The organism is Nonomuraea sp. NPDC050643, from assembly GCF_040654715.1.
Lineage (GTDB): Bacteria > Actinomycetota > Actinomycetes > Streptosporangiales > Streptosporangiaceae > Nonomuraea.
On the sequence record NZ_JBFAIM010000018.1, the window covers coordinates 1 to 16934 of the forward strand.

At 68.5% G+C, this 16934-nt stretch carries 20 protein-coding genes, 1 tRNA gene and 1 pseudogene; 2 read left to right on the forward strand and 20 right to left on the reverse strand.

Annotated features, from left to right (window positions below; translation table 11 throughout):
* The 6 genes and pseudogenes from AB0I15_RS24615 to AB0I15_RS24640 form a co-directional block, all read right to left on the reverse strand.
* Positions 1-808: pseudogene (locus AB0I15_RS24615) on the reverse strand (DNA-directed RNA polymerase subunit beta); the annotation flags it as partial.
* 446 nt (positions 809-1254) lie between these two features.
* Entirely contained in the window at positions 1255-1752 is a 498-nt protein-coding gene (locus AB0I15_RS24620; RefSeq protein ID WP_358099740.1) for a hypothetical protein, read from the reverse strand.
* Positions 1749-2249 carry a hypothetical protein gene (locus AB0I15_RS24625; RefSeq protein WP_358099743.1) on the reverse strand — a complete coding sequence of 167 codons (501 nt, stop codon included), beginning with the start codon at positions 2247-2249 and terminating at the stop codon, positions 1749-1751. The genes AB0I15_RS24620 and AB0I15_RS24625 overlap by 4 nt, the downstream gene beginning before the upstream one ends.
* 96 nt (positions 2250-2345) lie before the next feature.
* Positions 2346-2645 (reverse strand): hypothetical protein, encoded by a 300-nt coding sequence (locus AB0I15_RS24630; RefSeq protein ID WP_358099746.1) that lies wholly within the window; start codon positions 2643-2645, stop codon positions 2346-2348.
* Positions 2646-3111: 466 nt separating this feature from the next.
* A complete protein-coding gene (locus AB0I15_RS24635; RefSeq protein ID WP_358099749.1) occupies positions 3112-4113 on the reverse strand; it encodes an ABC transporter ATP-binding protein in 1002 nt (333 codons plus the stop codon).
* 127 nt (positions 4114-4240) lie between these two features.
* Positions 4241-4801 (reverse strand): TetR family transcriptional regulator, encoded by a 561-nt coding sequence (locus tag AB0I15_RS24640; protein WP_358099752.1) that lies wholly within the window; start codon positions 4799-4801, stop codon positions 4241-4243.
* 75 nt (positions 4802-4876) lie between these two features.
* Between AB0I15_RS24640 and AB0I15_RS24645 the strand changes: the two genes are divergently transcribed.
* Positions 4877-5269, forward strand: coding sequence for a nuclear transport factor 2 family protein (locus AB0I15_RS24645; protein ID WP_358099755.1), 393 nt, complete (start codon positions 4877-4879; stop codon positions 5267-5269).
* Here AB0I15_RS24645 and AB0I15_RS24650 read toward each other — a convergent pair.
* The 10 genes from AB0I15_RS24650 to AB0I15_RS24695 form a co-directional block, all read right to left on the reverse strand.
* Complete coding sequence (locus AB0I15_RS24650; RefSeq protein WP_358099757.1) at positions 5266-5718, reverse strand: RDD family protein; 453 nt, start codon at positions 5716-5718, stop codon at positions 5266-5268. The genes AB0I15_RS24645 and AB0I15_RS24650 overlap by 4 nt on opposite strands.
* Positions 5719-5750: 32 nt before the next feature.
* Positions 5751-7664 carry a glycosyltransferase family 39 protein gene (locus tag AB0I15_RS24655; RefSeq protein ID WP_358099760.1) on the reverse strand — a complete coding sequence of 638 codons (1914 nt, stop codon included), beginning with the start codon at positions 7662-7664 and terminating at the stop codon, positions 5751-5753.
* A gap of 142 nt (positions 7665-7806) precedes the next feature.
* Positions 7807-8199, reverse strand: a complete 393-nt coding sequence (gene rplL, locus AB0I15_RS24660; protein WP_358099763.1) for a 50S ribosomal protein L7/L12 — start codon at positions 8197-8199, stop codon at positions 7807-7809.
* Positions 8200-8270: 71 nt separating this feature from the next.
* Entirely contained in the window at positions 8271-8795 is a 525-nt protein-coding gene (gene rplJ / locus AB0I15_RS24665) for a 50S ribosomal protein L10 (protein ID WP_358099766.1), read from the reverse strand.
* A 256-nt stretch (positions 8796-9051) separates the two neighbouring features.
* Positions 9052-9855 carry a DUF1396 domain-containing protein gene (locus AB0I15_RS24670; RefSeq protein ID WP_358099769.1) on the reverse strand — a complete coding sequence of 268 codons (804 nt, stop codon included), beginning with the start codon at positions 9853-9855 and terminating at the stop codon, positions 9052-9054.
* Between the two features lie 450 nt (positions 9856-10305).
* Positions 10306-11025 carry a 50S ribosomal protein L1 gene (gene rplA / locus AB0I15_RS24675; RefSeq protein ID WP_358099771.1) on the reverse strand — a complete coding sequence of 240 codons (720 nt, stop codon included), beginning with the start codon at positions 11023-11025 and terminating at the stop codon, positions 10306-10308.
* 63 nt (positions 11026-11088) lie between these two features.
* Entirely contained in the window at positions 11089-11520 is a 432-nt protein-coding gene (gene rplK / locus AB0I15_RS24680) for a 50S ribosomal protein L11 (RefSeq protein WP_358099774.1), read from the reverse strand.
* A gap of 212 nt (positions 11521-11732) precedes the next feature.
* Positions 11733-12512 carry a transcription termination/antitermination protein NusG gene (gene nusG, locus AB0I15_RS24685; protein WP_358099777.1) on the reverse strand — a complete coding sequence of 260 codons (780 nt, stop codon included), beginning with the start codon at positions 12510-12512 and terminating at the stop codon, positions 11733-11735.
* Positions 12513-12592: 80 nt separating this feature from the next.
* On the reverse strand, positions 12593-12838 hold the full coding sequence (gene secE / locus AB0I15_RS24690; protein ID WP_358099783.1) for a preprotein translocase subunit SecE: 246 nt from the start codon (positions 12836-12838) through the stop codon (positions 12593-12595).
* Positions 12839-12916: 78 nt separating this feature from the next.
* Positions 12917-12989, reverse strand: a tRNA-Trp gene (locus AB0I15_RS24695).
* Positions 12990-13157: 168 nt separating this feature from the next.
* On the opposite strand from AB0I15_RS24695, the gene AB0I15_RS24700 reads away from it, so the two are divergent.
* Complete coding sequence (locus AB0I15_RS24700) at positions 13158-14366, forward strand: pyridoxal phosphate-dependent aminotransferase (protein WP_358099786.1); 1209 nt, start codon at positions 13158-13160, stop codon at positions 14364-14366.
* A 2-nt stretch (positions 14367-14368) separates the two neighbouring features.
* On the opposite strand, the gene AB0I15_RS24705 is transcribed toward AB0I15_RS24700, so the two are convergent.
* From AB0I15_RS24705 to AB0I15_RS24720, 4 genes are read right to left on the reverse strand one after another with little or no spacing between them, the layout of a single operon-like run.
* Entirely contained in the window at positions 14369-14878 is a 510-nt protein-coding gene (locus AB0I15_RS24705) for a hypothetical protein (protein ID WP_358099789.1), read from the reverse strand.
* Positions 14879-14909: 31 nt separating this feature from the next.
* Entirely contained in the window at positions 14910-15476 is a 567-nt protein-coding gene (locus AB0I15_RS24710; protein ID WP_358099791.1) for a hypothetical protein, read from the reverse strand.
* A 41-nt stretch (positions 15477-15517) separates the two neighbouring features.
* Positions 15518-16411: a PASTA domain-containing protein gene (locus AB0I15_RS24715; RefSeq protein ID WP_358099794.1), complete on the reverse strand. Its 894-nt coding sequence runs from the start codon at positions 16409-16411 to the stop codon at positions 15518-15520.
* Positions 16408-16908, reverse strand: coding sequence for a SigE family RNA polymerase sigma factor (locus AB0I15_RS24720; RefSeq protein WP_358099797.1), 501 nt, complete (start codon positions 16906-16908; stop codon positions 16408-16410). Before AB0I15_RS24720 ends, AB0I15_RS24715 begins: the two co-directional genes overlap by 4 nt.
* Positions 16909-16934: the final 26 nt, after the last annotated feature.

Here is a 16934-nt window from a genome sequence, read left to right on the forward strand (position 1 = left end):
GCGGCTCACCGGGCCGCAGCTTGCGGTAGATGTCGAGCAGGGCGTCATCCTGGCCGGCCGTGTGGTCCTTCTCCAGGGTGGCCCGCATGGACTCGTACTGGCCGAACCGCTCGAGGATCTGCTCGCTGGTCCATCCCAGTGCCTTGAGAAGCACGGTGACGGCCTGCTTGCGCTTACGGTCGATGCGCACACCGACGCTGTCGCGCTTGTCGATCTCGAACTCCAGCCAGGCGCCCCTGGACGGGATGACCTTGCAGCCGTACAGGTCCTTGTCCGACGTCTTGTCGACATTGCGTTCGAAGTAGACGCCAGGGGAACGGACGAGCTGCGAGACCACGACACGCTCGGTGCCGTTGATGATGAACGTGCCCTTCGGCGTCATGAGCGGGAAATCGCCCATGAACACCGTCTGGCTCTTGATCTCACCGGTGGTGTTATTGATGAACTCCGCCGTCACGAACATCGGGGCGGAGAAGGTCATGTCCTTGTCTTTGCACTCATCGACTGAGTACTTCGGCGGCTCGAACCGGTGATCGCGGAACGACAAGGACATGGTCCCCGAGAAGTCCTCGATAGGACTGATCTCTTCGAAGATCTCTTCGAGGCCCGACTGGGTCGGGACGTCCTTGCGCCCGGCCTGACGAGCCGCCTCTACCCGGGCCTTCCACTTCTCGTTTCCGAGCAGCCAATCGAAAGACTCGGTCTGCAGGGCAAGGAGGTCAGGAACTTCGAGAGGCTCCTGAATACGCGCGAATGAGACGCGACGGGGACCAGCGGGTACGGCGGAGGCGTTGCGCGAGGCTGCCAACAGATGTCCTTCCGAGGGCTCGCGGCGGACTGACTACACGCACGCCAGACAACCTCGCAACGTGAGCAAGCATCACGGGTCGTCAAAGGGCAGCGCAAAGGGGCAGTGTAGCCGAACGGCACACGCCTGTCCACTTCGCCCTCGCTGCATGCTCCACGTTGGTCGCAGCATCGCCCGTTCAGGCGGAAACGTCAAGCCCACAAGCCCGACTTTTAGCCGACTAGGGGCCCGGACGCTGGGTTTTCTCCCCTGTGTGACCGATCGCCTACCGCCAGGCCCAAGACGATACCCGCGAACGGGGGCGGTTAACGCTCTGTCACACCGGGGGCCGAACCCATGCCGACAACCGGTGTAGCAGTGACTGAGATACCCGTCGCGTGGGCTTCGCTAAACCTGATTTTTGGTAACAATTGAAGGAAGCGACGCGCCCGCGGAGTCCCGGGGCCTCAGGCCGTCCCCAGCAGTGTGGACAGGTCCGCCACCAACCAGCGAGAGTCTTGCAGCACCATGACGAACCTGGCGCGGTTCTGGGTGAACTCTTGCTGGAGCCCTTCTTTACCGGGGATCTCCTTGACCGTACCAGTGTTCACGAACAGCAGAACCTCTACTCGGCCGGGCTCCGCGCGCTCCACCCCGGCCCCGGCCACGGCCACGGTCTGCACGACCTTCTGAGCCTTGGCCCGGGACACCAAAGTCGTGGTCAGCTCCTTGTAGTGCTTGGTCAACTCGCCCGTGGTGTACGTGCCCGCCCGGGCCAGATCCTCCTCCACCGTCCGGTAGTCGTACGAGAGCAGATCGGGTGCGACCTCCTTGGCCGCGGCCATGGCGGCCGCTCCGGCCGCGTCGGCGGCCCGCAGGTCGCGCAGGTTGAACCACATCGTCGGCACCAGCACGGCCGCCGCGGCCACGAGGACGCCCAGCAGCACGATCGTGAAGATCCTCACGTCACCTGCACCGCCTTCGACACCAGCCAGAGGCCGCCGACCTTGGCCACGTCCATGGACCAGCGGTAGTAGCGCTCCTGGGGCGCGCTGTCCGAACCCTCCCAGCGGATCTCCACGTCGGCCACGACCAGGACCTTGGCCGTCGCGCCCGTCATCGAGACCAGTCCCGTCGCGCGCAGGACGCCGTGCTGGACGACCTTGTTGGCGAGCGTGGTGGACCTGAGCTTGCCGGCGTTGGCGGCGTATTCGGCCCTGGCGGCCCCGGTTGAGGTGTCGAGGATGCGCCGTACGTCGGCGTCCACGGTCTTGTGGTCGAGCGAGACCAGGTTCTTCGCGTGGGTCCCCGCCGCCAGCAGCGCCGCCTGCTTGTCGCCTGCCCTGCCCTGCTCGTCACGCGCCTGCGCGGCGATCCACACGCCGGTCCCGACGAGCACCGCGAGCACTCCGCTGAGTGCCGCGATCAGGAGCCGAGCCGGCCGAACAGCGAGTCCTGCCACGTCTGGTCACCCCTTCCCCGGCCGGTCGCCGGATCATAACGCGAGACCCACTCATACAGCCCTGAAATCGACGGAGGCGGTTTGGATGGGCTCGCGTCACGTTCCCCGCACACGCCGGCGCGGCTGCCGTGCGGTACGCCCGGGGCCGACCTGGGTGCCTCGTCCTGCGCGTGGCACGTTGAGGTTGAGGTCGAACCAGACGTGCGGCCTGTCCTCGTCCACCACCGTGAACGCCCCCGCCGGGCTGTCGCGGCGCGGCCGTAGGGCCGAGACAGACTGCCCTCCGGCGATCATGTTGGTGAGCAACGGGCGCATAAGGGGCTCGACGCCGTCCACGAGCCGCTCCACCAACCGGGCCGCGCGGTCGAACACCCTCGACCGCGTGCGGCGGAGCATGTTCGACAGATCGCGCGACCCAGCACGGAGGGAATCGGTCAAGGTCGCCAGATCTCCCGCAAATGCCCTCAGATGGCCCTCAGAGGCCCGCTGAGCCTCCAGCACGGCCTTCCCGTCCCTCTGGGAGGCCGGCGGTCTCAGGGAGCACCTCGGCCCCCTGCCCGAGCAGCGTGCCGCTCACGCCGATCAGCCGCCCCGAATGCGCCCCGCCCGTCCCGAACGCTTCCCGAACTCGCTGACGACCGTCTCCAGATCGCGCGGGTCCACGGAGGCGAGCAGCCGGTCGGTAGCGCGCAAACGCTGACGATGAACCACACCCGCCGGACGAACTCCCACCCCCAGCACGGCCGCCACCCTGGCCGCGGCGAGCATCATCGCCAGGGACCCCTACCATGTGCGACGCTTAACCCGCGGAAAGTAGTCACGTGAGGGCGCGAAAAGAGCGGCCCTTCGCTCTTGTCGTGATCTATCCGATGCCGTGGAGATGGGCGTTGACGAGACGGGGATACTCATCCAGCCAGTTGCGCCCGCGTTCGTCCACGAACGACCCCTGCGGCGGGATCACCCCGTGGGCCGCCAGCCAGGTGCCCGGCGGCTGCTGGGTGCGCCGGATCCGGTTGCCGGTCGGCATGAGCTGCGGCGGGATGGGCGGCAGCGCGCCGGGATCATGCCCGAGCTGCGCCTCGGCCTCCAGCTCGGAGATGTCCTTCTCCTCCGACATGCCGATGGGCCCGTGCCGCCTGGCGTTGAGGAACTGCCGCACCACCGGCTCGTCGCTGGACAGCAGCATCTCGCGCGGCCCGAACATGACCAGTTCCCGCCGGAACAGCAGCCCGATGCTGTCGGGCACCGTGCGGGCGGTGTTGATGTCGTGGGTCACGATCAGGAACGTCGCCTCGATCTCGGAGTTGAGGTCGACGATGAGCTGGTTGAGATAGGCGGTACGGACCGGGTCGAGGCCCGAGTCGGGCTCGTCGAACAGGATGATCTCCGGATCGAGCACCAGCGCCCTGGCCAGCCCCGCCCGCTTGCGCATGCCGCCGGAGATCTCGCCCGGCAGCTTGCCCTCGGCGCCCAGCAGCCCGACGAGCTCCATCTTCTCCATGACGATCTGGCGGACCTGGGTCTCGCTCTTCTTGGTGTGCTCGCGCAGCGGGAAGGCGATGTTGTCGTAGAGGCTGAGCGAGCCGAACAGCGCGCCGTCCTGGAACAGCACGCCGAAGAGGCGGCGCAGCTCGTAGAGCTTGTTCTCGTTGCAGTTGGCGAGGTCGTAGCCGTCGATCCAGATGTGGCCTCGGTCGGGACGCAGCAGGCCGACCAGGGTCTTGAGGAAGACCGACTTGCCGGTGCCGGAGGGGCCGAGCAGCACCGAGATCTCGCCCGCGGGCAGCGTGAGCGAGACGTCCTCCCAGATGACCTGCCGGCCGAACGACTTGGTCAGCCCGTCGACCACGACTTCGACGCCCACTGTCAGCCTTCCCGATCGCAGGGAGTGTTCAGGGGATAACGTGCCGCACACTTTACGCGCGGGATGTCATCACCGTAACGGCGTTCCGGCGAATTGGAACCTGTTCCAATAGCTTGTTATCGGCCGGTTATGAGACGTCAGGTCCAGTAAGCGCGCGCAGGCTGGGCCGCAGCAGACGGGCCAGCTCTTCCTGCGGCACCCCGCGCAGCTCGTCGAGCTCCAGCAGTTGGTGCCCGACGGTGACGCCCAGCAGGGTCAACGTCATCAGCGCCGCCCGCAGCCGCGCGTCGTCACCGGTCATCGAGCCGGCGAGCCGGTCGATCTGCCGGCCGAGCACCTCCCGCGCCGACGCGGCGGCCTCGGGGTGGGTGAGCATGGAGCGCATCATGGCCAGGGAACTCTGCGGCAGCTCGCCCAGCTTGACGTTGAGCGTGCCCAGCAGGTGCTCGACCAGCTCCTCCGCACCCGGCTCCGCGGCCGGCGACACCTGTACGGCCTGCTGGAAGAGCTCCTGCTTGCTGCCGAAATATTGCATCACGAGGGCCGGATCGACCTCGGCGGCCTTGGCGATGCCCCTGATGGTGGCGCGCTCGTAGCCCACTTCGGCGAAGAGCGCCCTGGCCGCGTCGAGGATCCTGGCCTCGCTCCTGCGCCGCCTCTCGGCCCGCGTCAGCACGTTCTCGCCCACGCGCCGACTCTACATGCGTTGACCGAATTCACCTTTTCACTCTACGCTTGTTGAGCGAAACGAAAGGGGTCCGCCATGGGCATCGAAGAGATCGTCACGGGCTACCACGCGGCCATGCTGCACAAGTCGGCCGACGAGCTGGCCGACCTGTACGCCGAGGACGGGCTGCACGAGTTCCCGTTCGGGGGGCTGGCGGCGTACGAGGGGAGGGAGGAGATCCGTGCCGGTTACCGCCGGATGTGGGGCGCGACCGGGATCGAGGCGAAGGAGGTGCGCCGGATCGCGCTGCACCGTACGGACGACCCGGAGGTCGTGGTGGTGGAGCAGGACACGCTCGTCACCGCGAACGAACGCTCGATCACCGTGCCCAGCCTCCTGGTGCTCCGGATCAGGAACGGCCGGATCATCCACACCAGGGACTACATGGACACCAGCGCCATCGCCCAGGTACGGGCCGCCGCCGGCTAACCGGCCGCCTTCGGAGGCACCGAGACGACCACGGTGTCCGCGAGCCGGTCGTGATAGCACCGGTGCCGGCGATCCCGGAAGATGTGCAGGCCGTTGGCCAGCGCGACGATCCAGCCCACCAGCGGCAGCAGGGGCACCATCAGGTAGAAGCCCGCGCGGACGGCCGACTCCCTGAACGACGGCGGGTTACCCGTGGCCCGCGCGACCACCTTGATCCCGAGGAGCGCCTTGCCGAGCGTCTGACCGTAGCGGGCGTGCAGCAGCCAGTAGTAGAGGAACTCGGGGACCAGGACGACCAGCTCCTCCCCTTCTTGCAGGAACGGGTCCGCCGCCGCCTCGATCCAGATGGCGAGCAGCGCCCACAGCAGGAGATCGATGAAGAAGGCCGCGAACCGCGCGGACCGGGGTGCGATCCAGAGGCGGACGGTGTGCGGGGTGGCGTTGACCATCGCTGGATTCTGTCAGTCCCCGGCCCGCGGGCTCAGCTCTGGGCGGCGGTGTCGAGGTCGTAAACGGTCGTCCCGCCGACCGTGGTGCCGGTGAACGTGTCCTGCACCCAGGCCGCGATCTGGGCCGCCTCGTCGCTGCCACCCGTGTCGCCGCCCGTGGTGGTGCCCGTGCCGCCACCCGTGCCGCCACGACCGCCGCCCATGCCGCCGCCGATGAAGTAGTGGATCTTCTTCTCGGCGACGTACTGCTTGAACCGCTCGAGCGTCGGCGCGGGATCGGTGCCGTTGAAGCCGCCCACGGCCATCACGGGCCGACCGGCGGCGAGCTGGTAGCCGGCCGCGTTGTTGGAGCCGACGGCCGCCGCCACCCACGTGTAGGCGGAGGCGCCGCTCTTCAGCAGCGCGGTCAGCTCGGCGTCCGGGGTGCCGGCGTTGAGCAGCCCGCCCATCCCGCCGCGCCCCATCCCGCCCGTGCCCATCCCGCCCCGCCCGCGGCCGCCGTCACTTCCCTGAGGCCGCCGGAACGCCTGGCCGCCCGGACGCTGGAACCCGCCACCGGACGGCCTCCCGAAGCCCCCGCCGGTGGCGGGCCCGGCCGTCGGAATGGCCCCCGTGTGCGGGGACGCGGCCGTGTCCACCGCGTACGCCGCCGGCCCCGCCAGGCACGCCACCACCGCGATCGCCGCCACGGCCACGACCCGGCGCGAGAACACCAGCGCCAGCGCCGCCCCCACCCCCGCGACCAGCACCGCCACCCCCAGCCACGGGTTCCACTCGGAGCTGCGCGCCAGCAGCAGGTAGGACCAGCCGGCCGTCCCCGCCGTCAGCAGGGCGAGCAGCCGGTACGCCCGCCGCTCCCACAGCACCGCCACACCCATGCCCACCAGCGCCGCGATGGCCGGGGCCAGGGCCACCGTGTAGTAGGCGTGGAAGATCCCCTGCATCAGGCTGAAGATCAGCCCGGTCACGACCAGCCAGCTCCCCCACACCCACAGGGCCGCGCGCACCGGATCGACCCTCGGCGCCCGCCGCGTGAACCACGTGACGGCGACCAGCGCCGCCAGCGCCGCCGGCAGCAGCCACGAGATCTGCCCGCCCGCCTCGGTGTCGAACAACCGCAGCCATCCGGCCTGCTGGTTGAGATTGCCCAGCCCACCGTAGTCGCCCCCGTTGATCCGCCCGATGCCGTTGTAGCCGAGCGCCAGCTCCAGCACGCTGTTGGTCTGGGAGCCCCCGATGTAGGGCCGCTCCGACGCGGGCACCAGCGCCACGGCCAGCAGCCACCACCCGGCGGACACCAGCATGGCGGCACCGGCCAGCAGCAACTGCCACACCCGCCGCCAGAGCGCCACCGGCGCCGTCACCAGGTAGACCAGCGCGAACCCCGGCAGCACCAGGAACGCCTGCAACATCTTCGCCAGGAACGCGAACCCGATCGCCGTGCCCGCCAGCACCAGCCACCGCGTGGCGCCGCGCTCCTGCGCCCGGATCACGCAGTAGGCCGCCACGGTCAGCAGCAGCACCAGCAGCGCGTCGGGATTGTTGAAGCGGAACATCAGCACGGCCACGGGCGTGAGCGCCATCACGGCTCCGGCCAGCAGCCCGGCCCAGGCGGAGAACAACCGGCGGACGGCGGCGTACACCATCGCCACCGCGCCGACCCCCATGAGCGCCTGCGGCACGAGGACGGCCCAGGAGTTGAGCCCGAACAGCCGCACGCTGAGCACCATCGGCCACAGCGAGGCCGGCGTCTTGTCGACCGTTATGGCGCCGGCGGCGTCGGAGGCCCCGAAGAAGAACGCCTTCCAGCTCTGGCTTCCGGCCTGCACGGCCGCCGAGTAGAAGGAATTGGCCCACCCCGAGGCCCCCAGACCCCAGAGGTAGAGCACGCCGGTGCCGAGAAGCAGCGCGGCCGGCGCCCAACGAGACTTCGCTTCGATAACCACACCCCGCACGCTAGGCAGGCCGCTTGGCGGGGCGATGAGACGAGCATGAGAACTTTCTGAGGCCCCGGACACGCGAAAAGAGGCGGCACACCCGGCACCAGGGTGTGACCGCCTCTTTTCGAAGAGCGTCGTCTTGCGTGAATTACTTCACGGTGACGGTGGCGCCGGCGCCCTCGAGGGCAGCCTTGGCCTTCTCCGCCTGCTCCTTGTTGACCTTGCCGTCGAAGACGGCCTTGGGAGCGCCGTCCACCAGGTCCTTGGCCTCCTTGAGGCCAAGGGACGTGAGGGCGCGGATCTCCTTGATGACCTGGATCTTCTTGTCGCCGGCAGCCTCGAGGATGACGTCGAACTCGTCCTGCTCCTCAACGGCGGCGGCCTCGCCACCACCAGCGGCGGCGGGGGCGGCGGCCACTGCGACGGGGGCGGCGGCCTTGACGTCGAAGACCTCTTCGAACTGCTTCACGAACTCGGACAGCTCGAGGAGGGTCATCTCCTTGAACGCGTCGAGCAGCTCGTCGGTGCTGAGCTTCGCCATGTTGTCTTCCTTACGTTTAGGACTTGCAGAAAACTAGGAACGGGACCGCGGTAGCTGCGGCAATCCCCGTGTTACTCGCCCGCCTCGTCGCGCTTCGCGCGAAGGGCTTCGGCCAGCTGAGCCATTTGCGTGGGCAGCGCGGCGAACACAGCGGCAGCAGCGCTCTGCTTCGCCTTGAGCGCACCGGCAAGCTTCGCGAGGAGGACCTCGCGGGACTCGAGGTCGGCGAGCTTGGTGATCTCGGAGGCGTCGAGCGTCTTGCCGTCGAGGACGCCGCCCTTGATCACCAGAAGGGGATTGGCCTTGGCGAAGTCACGCAGACCCTTGGCCGCCTCGACAACGTCGCCGTTGACGAAGGCGATCGCGGTCGGACCGGTGAGCAGGCCGTCAAGGCCCGACAGACCGGCCTCGGTGGCCGCGATCTTGGTCAGGGTGTTCTTCGCCACGGCGAACTTCGCATTCTCACCGAGAGAGACGCGCAGCTCCTTGAGCTGCGCGACGGTGAGACCGCGGTACTCGGTCAGAACGGCGGCAGCGCTGCCTTCGAACTCGTTCTTGAGCTCGGCAACCGCTGTCGCCTTATCCGCCCTCGCCATGGGCCTCCTTCCAGATGTGCCACCGGCGAAGGGCCCCGCAGAAATGAGAACAGCCCCGGGCGCAGGGCGCACACGGGGCTCACTCACACGGATCAGACCATGTGGGAAACTCGCATCACACCTGCGCGGGCCGTCCACATGATGTGGATCCTTCGGCCGCCAGGCTTTGAGGCACCTGGCGACAACCGGCGGTCTTCGGCAACGACCAGAGTACGTGCTGGCCGCCGAGTTTCCAAATCGTTCTCGGTATCGGGTCTCAGTTGGTCGTACGCTGCGGCAGCTCTCCGACCTGGTCGGCCGGCGGAGTCTGGATGGTGACGGCCTCGTTGAAGCCCTTGAAGAACAGGGTGGCGTCGAGCGTGGCGCCCTCCTTGGAGCCGTTCAGCGCGAGCTTGCGCGGCAGCCCGTCGGCGGCCACCCAGATGTCGAACTTGACGTCCTTCAGCTCGGCCAGGTTCGCCTTGGCCTGCTCCTGCTTGTCGGCGGGCAGTTGCTGCACGGCGACGTCCACGGGGAACGTGCCGCTGTAGTGGGTGGTGTCCTCGCTGTTGACGCTCTCGCTGCCGACGGACTTCACGTCCTGCGAGGCCGTGACCAGCTTGGTCATGTTGCCCAGGTCGAACTGCTGGATCTGGGTGAGGTACTGGTTGACCTCGTTGGAACCGCCGCCCATCTCGCTCAGCGAGAACTTGATCCACGGCTTGGTGGTGCCCAGGAGGGTCTTGAGCGCCTCGACCTGGACGTAGACCGTGTCGCCCTGCAGCACGGCACGCATGCCGCCGGGCAGGCTCTGGCTCCCCATGTTGAGCGTGTCGAGCGTGAGGTCGACGGCGAGCTGGGGCTTGCTCTGGTAGAGCATGCGGCCCTGAACCTTGCCGTTGCCTTCCTGGGGATGCGTCACGTTCACCACGGCGTCGACCGTGTAACTGGTGACCTCGGCGGTCTTCTGCGCGGCCTGCGCGAGCACCTCGGAGGCGGCCAGGTTGACTTGGATGGGCTGGGCGTTCGATCCGCAACCAGCGACGGCGGCTACGACGAGCGCGGCACCGGCCGCAGTCATACTTATCGTGCGCTTCAGCATGTTTTGACCTTACGTTTAAGTTTTGTCGCTGGGGCGCCTTCCCCGCACAAATAAGGGAAAACCCAGGGTTATCCCTCACCCCTTCCGCACACTTTCCACACATCTCGGCGGCCCGGCGGAGATCGCCGCGACGGAACGTGGCCGGACCTGCGGCGACGGTCAGCGGGACGAGCCGGGCGATCGCCGGCGAGGCTCCGGCGGAATCGGGATGATCTCGTCCGGGTGACGAGGCCGAGCGTCACACCGAAGACGGTGCCCGGCATCGCGATCGCCCACACGGCGGCACCACAGGCGGCAGCACGAGCACGCCTGTCACCGCGCGGCCCCGAGGGGCCCAACGGCCCTCCTGGAGGCTGCTGGGCGCATGCGAAAGGCCCCCACCCGGAGTCGGGCGAGGGCCTTCAGCGAGCCTTCAGTGCGAAGGAGGGATCAGCTCTCCAGCTCGGCCGTGAGGCCGCGGGTGAGGTTGGGGTCGACCGGGACACCCGGGCCCATCGTCGTGGAGAAGGTGACCTTCTTCAGGTAGCGGCCCTTGGCCGCCGACGGCTTGAGACGCAGCACCTCGTCAAGGGCGGCGGCGTAGTTCTCGATGAGCTGGCGCTCGCCGAACGACGTCTTGCCGATGATGAAGTGCAGGTTGGCCTGCCGGTCGGTACGGAACTCGATCTTGCCGCCCTTGATCTCCGTCACGGCCTTGGCGACGTCGGGCGTCACGGTGCCGGTCTTCGGGTTGGGCATGAGACCACGCGGGCCGAGCACGCGGCCCAGGCGGCCGACCTTGCCCATGAGATCGGGCGTGGCCACCACGGCGTCGAACTCGTTGAGCCGGTTGCCCTTGGCGATCTCGTCGATCAGCTCGTCGGCGCCGACGATGTCGGCGCCCGCCTCGCGGGCAGCCTCGGCACGGTCACCGGTCGCGAAGACCAGGACCCGGGCGGTCTTGCCGGTGCCGTGCGGGAGGTTGACCGTGCCGCGCACGATCTGGTCGGCCTTGCGAGGGTCGACGCCCAGCCGGAGCGCGACCTCCACGGTGGCGTCGAACTTGGTGGCCGACGTCTCCTTGGCCAGCCTCGCGGCGTCTACGGGCGTGTAGAGCTTGTCGCGGTCGATTTTGGCGGCCGCGTCCTTGTGCGCCTTGCTGCGCTTCATTTCATACTCCTAGTGGTGTCCGGGCCGGGTTCAGACGGCCCTCCCACGACTGCTGGGGAAGTCTTACTCGGCGACCGTGATGCCCATCGACCGGGCGGTGCCGGCGATGATCTTCTCGGCGGCCTCGATGTCGTTGGCGTTGAGGTCGGGCATCTTGGTCTCGGCGATGCTGCGAAGCTGCTCGCGGCTGAGCCTGCCCACCTTGTCGCGCTGCGGGACCGCGCTGCCCTTGTCGAGGCCCAGAGCCTTCTTGATCAGCTCGGGCGCCGGCGGCGTCTTCGTGACGAAGACGAAGCTGCGGTCTTCGAAAATGGTGATCTCAACGGGGATGATGTTGCCCCGCTGGGACTCCGTGGCAGCGTTGTACTGCTTGACGAAGTCCATGATGTTGACGCCGTGGGGACCGAGCGCGGTACCCACCGGCGGCGCCGGGGTGGCCTGACCGGCAGGCAACTGCACCTTGACCAGCGCGGCGATTTTCTTCTTCGGAGGCATTTGTCCTTCTCCGGGTCCTGATTGCGATGCCTGTCAGGGTCGCGGGTTGCGCCCCTGACACGTTGGAGGCCGCCCTGCTCAACGAGAAGGTCGTCCATCGGAGCGCCGCCGGTTGCCGGTCCCGGCTAAGACCGCGGCGGTGATCCGTGGGGCGAACTTCTCATTGGTCGCGTTTAGGCGGCCGGCCGAACGTCTTAGTGTATGTGATCGTCTCAGATCTTCGAGACCTGGTTGAACGAGAGCTCGACCGGAGTCTCGCGGCCGAAGATCGACACGAGCACCTTGAGCTTCTGCGACTCGGGGCTGATCTCGCTGACCGAGGCGGGCAGGGTGGCGAACGGGCCGTCCATGACCGTGACGGACTCGCCGATCTCGAACTCGACCGTGGGGCCGCTGGCCGACTTGGCCGTGGCCTTCTTGGTCTCTTCGGTCGGCTCCGGCGCCAGCAGCTTGGCGACCTCGTCAAGGCTGAGCGGGCTCGGCTTGTTGGACAGGCCCACGAAGCCGGTCACGCCGGGCGTGTTGCGCACGGCGGCCCAGGACTCGTCGGTCAGCTCCATGCGCACCAGCACGTAGCCGGGCAGCACCCGCTCCTTGACCGGCACCTTCTTGCCGCTCTTGAACTCCTGGACGGTGTGCGTCGGCACCTCGACCTGGTAGATGTAGTCCTCCATGTTGAGCGAGACGTTCCTGCTCTCGATGTTGGACTTCACCCGGTTCTCGTAACCGGCGTAGGAGTGGATGACATACCACTCGCCGGGGAGGCCGCGCAGCGAGGTCTTGAACTCCTCGACAGGGTCGACGTCGGGAAGATCCGCCTCGTCCTCGACGGCGGGAGTCTCGTCCTCGGCCGCCTCGTCTTCGGCTGCCTCGTCGCTCTCCTCGACCTCGGCCTCTTCGAGAGCCGCCTCGACGGCTTCGTCAGTGGCCTCTTCCAGCTCGTCGCCCCACTCGTCGCGGGACTCGTCGGCCGGAATAGAAGACTCGGACACGGTGTCTCTTCCTCTTTCGTCTCTGTCGTTTGCCTGGTATCGAATGGCTACTCCGTCAGACGACACCGACGGGGTCTCGGTCAGGACCCGCCGAAGACCTTGAGGACCGCCCACCCGAGGGCGGCGTCGAGCCCGTACACGATCGCAACCATGATCAGAACGAATATCAGAACGACCGTGGTGTAGGTGATGAGATCCTTGCGTGTCGGCCAGATGACCTTACGAAGCTCGTTGACGACCTGCCGGTAGAAGAGGGCAGGAGAAGTGCGAGACTTCTTGTCGCCACTAGGCTTGTCTGCGGTCTCGCCGCGAGTGTCGATCGCCACAGTCCTCACCTGATCTGTCGTATCCAACGCAGTTTTTGCGGCGCGCTTACGCACCCATTATTGCGCGGACCGCACTCGCAGGGCACGAGGGACTCGAACCCCCAACCGCCGGTTTTGGAGACCGGTGCGCTACCAATTGCGCCAGTGCCCTATGTCGTTGACCAGACTACCCTGATCGACTCACTGCCTGGACCGAACCGCTCGCCGACATGCGGCGGAAGGACCAGGCGAAAGCATACGGGTACTTGCCGTCCACGTCGAACCAATACGTGATCGCCCAGGTCACGACGGCGTGGGAGCCGCGTGGGAGCATGGACACATGTCCACTCGATCCCGCATCTCCGCGAGAATTTCCGCGATTTCCGAGTCCGCCACACTCGCCGTCGACGCGAAGGCGAAGGCGATGAAGGCGGCCGGTCGGCCCGTCATCGGCTTCGGCGCGGGCGAGCCAGACTTCCCGACGCCCGGCTACATCGTCGAGGCGGCGATCGAGGCGGCCCGCGACCCCCGCAACCACAAGTACACGCCCGCCGGCGGCCTGCCCGAGCTCAAGCAGGCCATCGCGGCCAAGACGCGGCGCGACTCCGGCTACGCGGCCGAGGCGTCGCAGGTGCTGGTGACCAACGGCGGCAAGCAGGCGGTCTACGAGGCGTTCGCGACGCTGCTCGACCCGGGTGACGAGGTCCTGGTCGTCGCCCCCTACTGGACGACCTACCCCGAGGCGATCAAGCTGGCCGGAGGCGTTCAGGTCGACGTCGTGACCGACGAGTCCACCGGCTACCTGGCGAGCGTCGACCAGCTCGAGGCCGCGCGCACCGACCGTACGAAGGCGCTGCTGTTCGTGTCGCCGTCCAACCCGACCGGCGCCGTGCACACCCGTGAGCAGACCGAGGCGATCGGCCGCTGGGCCGCCGAGCACGACCTGTGGGTCGTGACCGACGAGATCTACGAGCACCTGGTCTACGGCGGCACCGAGTTCACCAGCATCGCCACGGCGGTCCCCGAGCTGGGCGACCGCGTCGTGATCCTCAACGGCGTGGCCAAGACCTACGCGATGACCGGCTGGCGCGTGGGCTGGCTGATCGGGCCGTCCGACGTGGTCAAGGCCGCCACCAACCTGCAGTCGCACGCCACCTCCAACGTCTCCAACATCTCCCAGATGGCGGCGCTCGCGGCGGTGTCCGGCGACCTGTCGGCGGTGGCCGAGATGCGCACGGCGTTCGACCGGCGCCGCCAGACGATGGTGCGGATGCTCAACGAGATCCCGGGCGTGTTCTGCCCGGAACCGATGGGGGCGTTCTACGCATATCCCTCGGTCAAGGAGCTGATCGGCAAGGAGGTGCGCGGCCGGCGGCCCCAGTCGTCGAGCGAACTGGCGGAGCTGATCCTGGAGGAGGCCGAGGTCGCGGTGGTGCCGGGTGAGGCGTTCGGCACGCCGGGCTACTTCCGGCTGTCCTACGCGCTGGGCGACGACGACCTGGTGGAGGGCGTCAGCCGGCTGGGCAAGCTGCTGTCCGACGCGCGCTGAGCTCAGCCCGTGGTGATGTCCGCGGCGATCGATCTGATCTCCGTGGCGAGGCCGGGTGTCGCGGCGACGTAGACGGCGGTGCCCGGCCGCTCCAGCCACATGAAGTTGCGCAGGCCCGTACGCGTGGTCCAGTGCAGCGCCGGCCTGCCCCTGTACACCGTCAGCGCCGACCTGGCCACCACCGTGGCGAACTGCTCGGCCGTCCTGACCCCGCACACCACGCCCACGTACACGCGCTCGTCGTCGTCGCTCCAGATCAGGCCCCTGACCCTGAGCGGCCGCTGGAGCGAGTCGAGGCGGGCGAACGAGCCCGCCCGGTCTATACCGGGAATCGTGGCGGGAATCCGCACCTTGGTGGCGCCACAGGACAGCGCGGTGGTCGCGCGCGTGAACGCCGGTTTGGGCGGCGGCGGGGTGGCCTGGGGCTCCGGCGCCTCATCGGCTCCGCCGCCGCACGCCGTGAGCGCGAACATGAGGAGCACCGCCGCCAGCCGCCGCATCGAGGCCCCCATGACATGAGTGGTTTTCGCAGGGAAAAGGCTCCTAGTCTCCTACAGGAGCCTGGACGGAAGCGGCAAGAGCGACGAGTTCCCTGCCGAACGAGTCGCTGACCCGGATCCACGCGCCCGTGCCCTCGCGTTCGAGCCAGGCGATCACCCGGCCGCCGGCCGGATGCCTGCCGGCCACGGCGGGCCTGCCGCGCACGGTGGTGGGGCGCGCGTTCAGCAGGCTGATCCGCCCGCGGTAGTCGTTCCAGCCGGCGGCCACGTCGCCGTGGTCGACCCGGGCCTCGACGAATCCGGCCGCCGAGCCGAACCTGGCCCAGCCGCCCCGCGGCGCGATCGCTCCCCCGCCCTCGCGTTCGAGCCCCTTGGGCAGGGCGGTGAGCCAGAAGTCGCCGGAGACCACCCCGAGGGCGGTCTCCAGCGTGGTGACGCCGCCCGGCGCCCGGGGCGGAGGGGCGGGTCGCGGCGGCTCCATGGCGGCGGACGGGGGGCGGCCGAAGCCCGTGGAGAAGAGCAGGTAGATGGTGACGGCCGCGGCGGCGAGCGCCAGGGCCGCGAGCGCCGCCCGCGGCACCTGGCCGATGTCCTGCCCTTCGGAGATCATGCCTCGATGATCCCCCGGTGGGCGCCGTCCGTACCGTGCCGCTACTTGATGGCGCGCACGCCTTCGGCGATCTTCTTCAGCTCGACCGCGCCGTCCACCTCCTTGGCGTAGTCGGGGCTGACGCACACCTCGACCGCCAGGCCGTCGCGGAGCTCAAGGAGGATCGTGAGCGTGCCCCCCTCAGAACCGTGCGCCACGGCCTCGCCGCCCTCCGACAGGGTCGCCAGCCACGCCTGCCTGCCTCCGGCGTCGAACGCCTCGGCGTCCTTCTTGGGGAAGTTGGCGAAGAGCTGCTCGGTGGCCTCGCCCTCGAACACGATCGCCTGGACCGCGTAGTGGCCGGGCTCGGCGCCCGGCTTGACGAAGCTCGTGGTGTAGCTGTGCTTCCCGAACCCGTCCTTGCCGGACCACTTGCCCCATTCGAGCCCTTCCGGCAGGTAGTCGAGCCGGATGCCGCCGAACTCCCGCCCGTCGCCCAGGTCGCCGAGGTCCTGTGGCATCTGGACGGGTGGCTCGATGGTGATGCTCACGTGGCTGCCGTGCGCGACCTGCAGACCGGCGGCGGGCTCCTGCCCGGTCACCCGGCCGTCCCTCACCTCGGCCCCGGAGATCGAGGTCACCAGCCCGGCCTGGCGGAGGATCGCCGCGGCCTCGGTGCCGCGCTTGCCCGTCACGTCGGGCACGGTCACGTCGGGCAGCATGACGGCGCGGTCCTGGCCGCTGGCGGCGTTGGGGGTGGTCGCGGGTTCGGACGAGTTCACCACCACCGGTACGGCCGCCGCCACCGCCACGGTGAGGAGCGCGGCGCCGCCCACGCGAAAGCGGAGCACGTGGGCGCGGTGCCGGCGGCGTACGGACCGGCCCAGGTCGGGTGCCGCCTGCACACCGGCGACGTGCGCCTTCATGGCGTCGGCGAGCTCGTCCTCGATCGTCATCTGGTCACTTCCTTTGCGACATTCAAGTGTTCGCGGATCCTGGCGAGCCCCCGCGCCGCCTGGCTCTTCACGCTGCCGACCGAGCAGCCGAGCAGGGCCGCGGTGGACGATTCGGACTGGTCCTCCCAGTAGCGCAGGACCAGCACGGCCCGCATCCGGGGCGGCAGCCTGCGCAACTCGCCGATGAGCGTGTCGCGCAGGTCGAGGTCGGGAGAGCCGGCCGCGGTCTCCGGCGGGCGGGCGAACGTGATCTCCTGCACGACCTTGCGCCGGCGCGCCTTGCTGATCGCGGCGTTCACGACGACCTTCTTCGCGTACGCCTCAGGGTTGTCGCGCCTGATGCGCGGCCAGTTCCGGTAGACCTTCTCCAGCGCGTGCTGGACCAGGTCCTCGGCGTCGTGCTTGGTCGCTCCGCAGACCAGGATCGCGGTACGCAGCAGCGAGGTGCTCCGAGCGGCGAGGAACTCGTCGAACGCCGCTTCGTCGTCATCTGTCATGAGCGAGGGTCCCCTTTCGCCCTCCC

Bases quoted from the DNA above. Each gene is read 5' to 3' on its own strand.
- rplA (WP_358099771.1), bottom strand. From the start codon at position 11,025: ATGAAGCGCAGCAAGGCGCACAAGGACGCGGCCGCCAAAATCGACCGC.
- AB0I15_RS24700 (WP_358099786.1), top strand. From the start codon at position 13,158: ATGTCCACTCGATCCCGCATCTCCGCGAGAATTTCCGCGATTTCCGAG.
- AB0I15_RS24650 (WP_358099757.1), bottom strand. From the start codon at position 5,718: ATGGTCAACGCCACCCCGCACACCGTCCGCCTCTGGATCGCACCCCGG.
- AB0I15_RS24670 (WP_358099769.1), bottom strand. From the start codon at position 9,855: ATGACTGCGGCCGGTGCCGCGCTCGTCGTAGCCGCCGTCGCTGGTTGC.
- AB0I15_RS24705 (WP_358099789.1), bottom strand. From the start codon at position 14,878: ATGGGGGCCTCGATGCGGCGGCTGGCGGCGGTGCTCCTCATGTTCGCG.
- AB0I15_RS24715 (WP_358099794.1), bottom strand. From the start codon at position 16,411: ATGACGATCGAGGACGAGCTCGCCGACGCCATGAAGGCGCACGTCGCC.
- AB0I15_RS24710 (WP_358099791.1), bottom strand. From the start codon at position 15,476: ATGATCTCCGAAGGGCAGGACATCGGCCAGGTGCCGCGGGCGGCGCTC.
- rplK (WP_358099774.1), bottom strand. From the start codon at position 11,520: ATGCCTCCGAAGAAGAAAATCGCCGCGCTGGTCAAGGTGCAGTTGCCT.
- AB0I15_RS24720 (WP_358099797.1), bottom strand. From the start codon at position 16,908: ATGACAGATGACGACGAAGCGGCGTTCGACGAGTTCCTCGCCGCTCGG.
- rplJ (WP_358099766.1), bottom strand. From the start codon at position 8,795: ATGGCGAGGGCGGATAAGGCGACAGCGGTTGCCGAGCTCAAGAACGAG.
- rplL (WP_358099763.1), bottom strand. From the start codon at position 8,199: ATGGCGAAGCTCAGCACCGACGAGCTGCTCGACGCGTTCAAGGAGATG.
- AB0I15_RS24645 (WP_358099755.1), top strand. From the start codon at position 4,877: ATGGGCATCGAAGAGATCGTCACGGGCTACCACGCGGCCATGCTGCAC.
- AB0I15_RS24630 (WP_358099746.1), bottom strand. From the start codon at position 2,645: ATGCTCCGCCGCACGCGGTCGAGGGTGTTCGACCGCGCGGCCCGGTTG.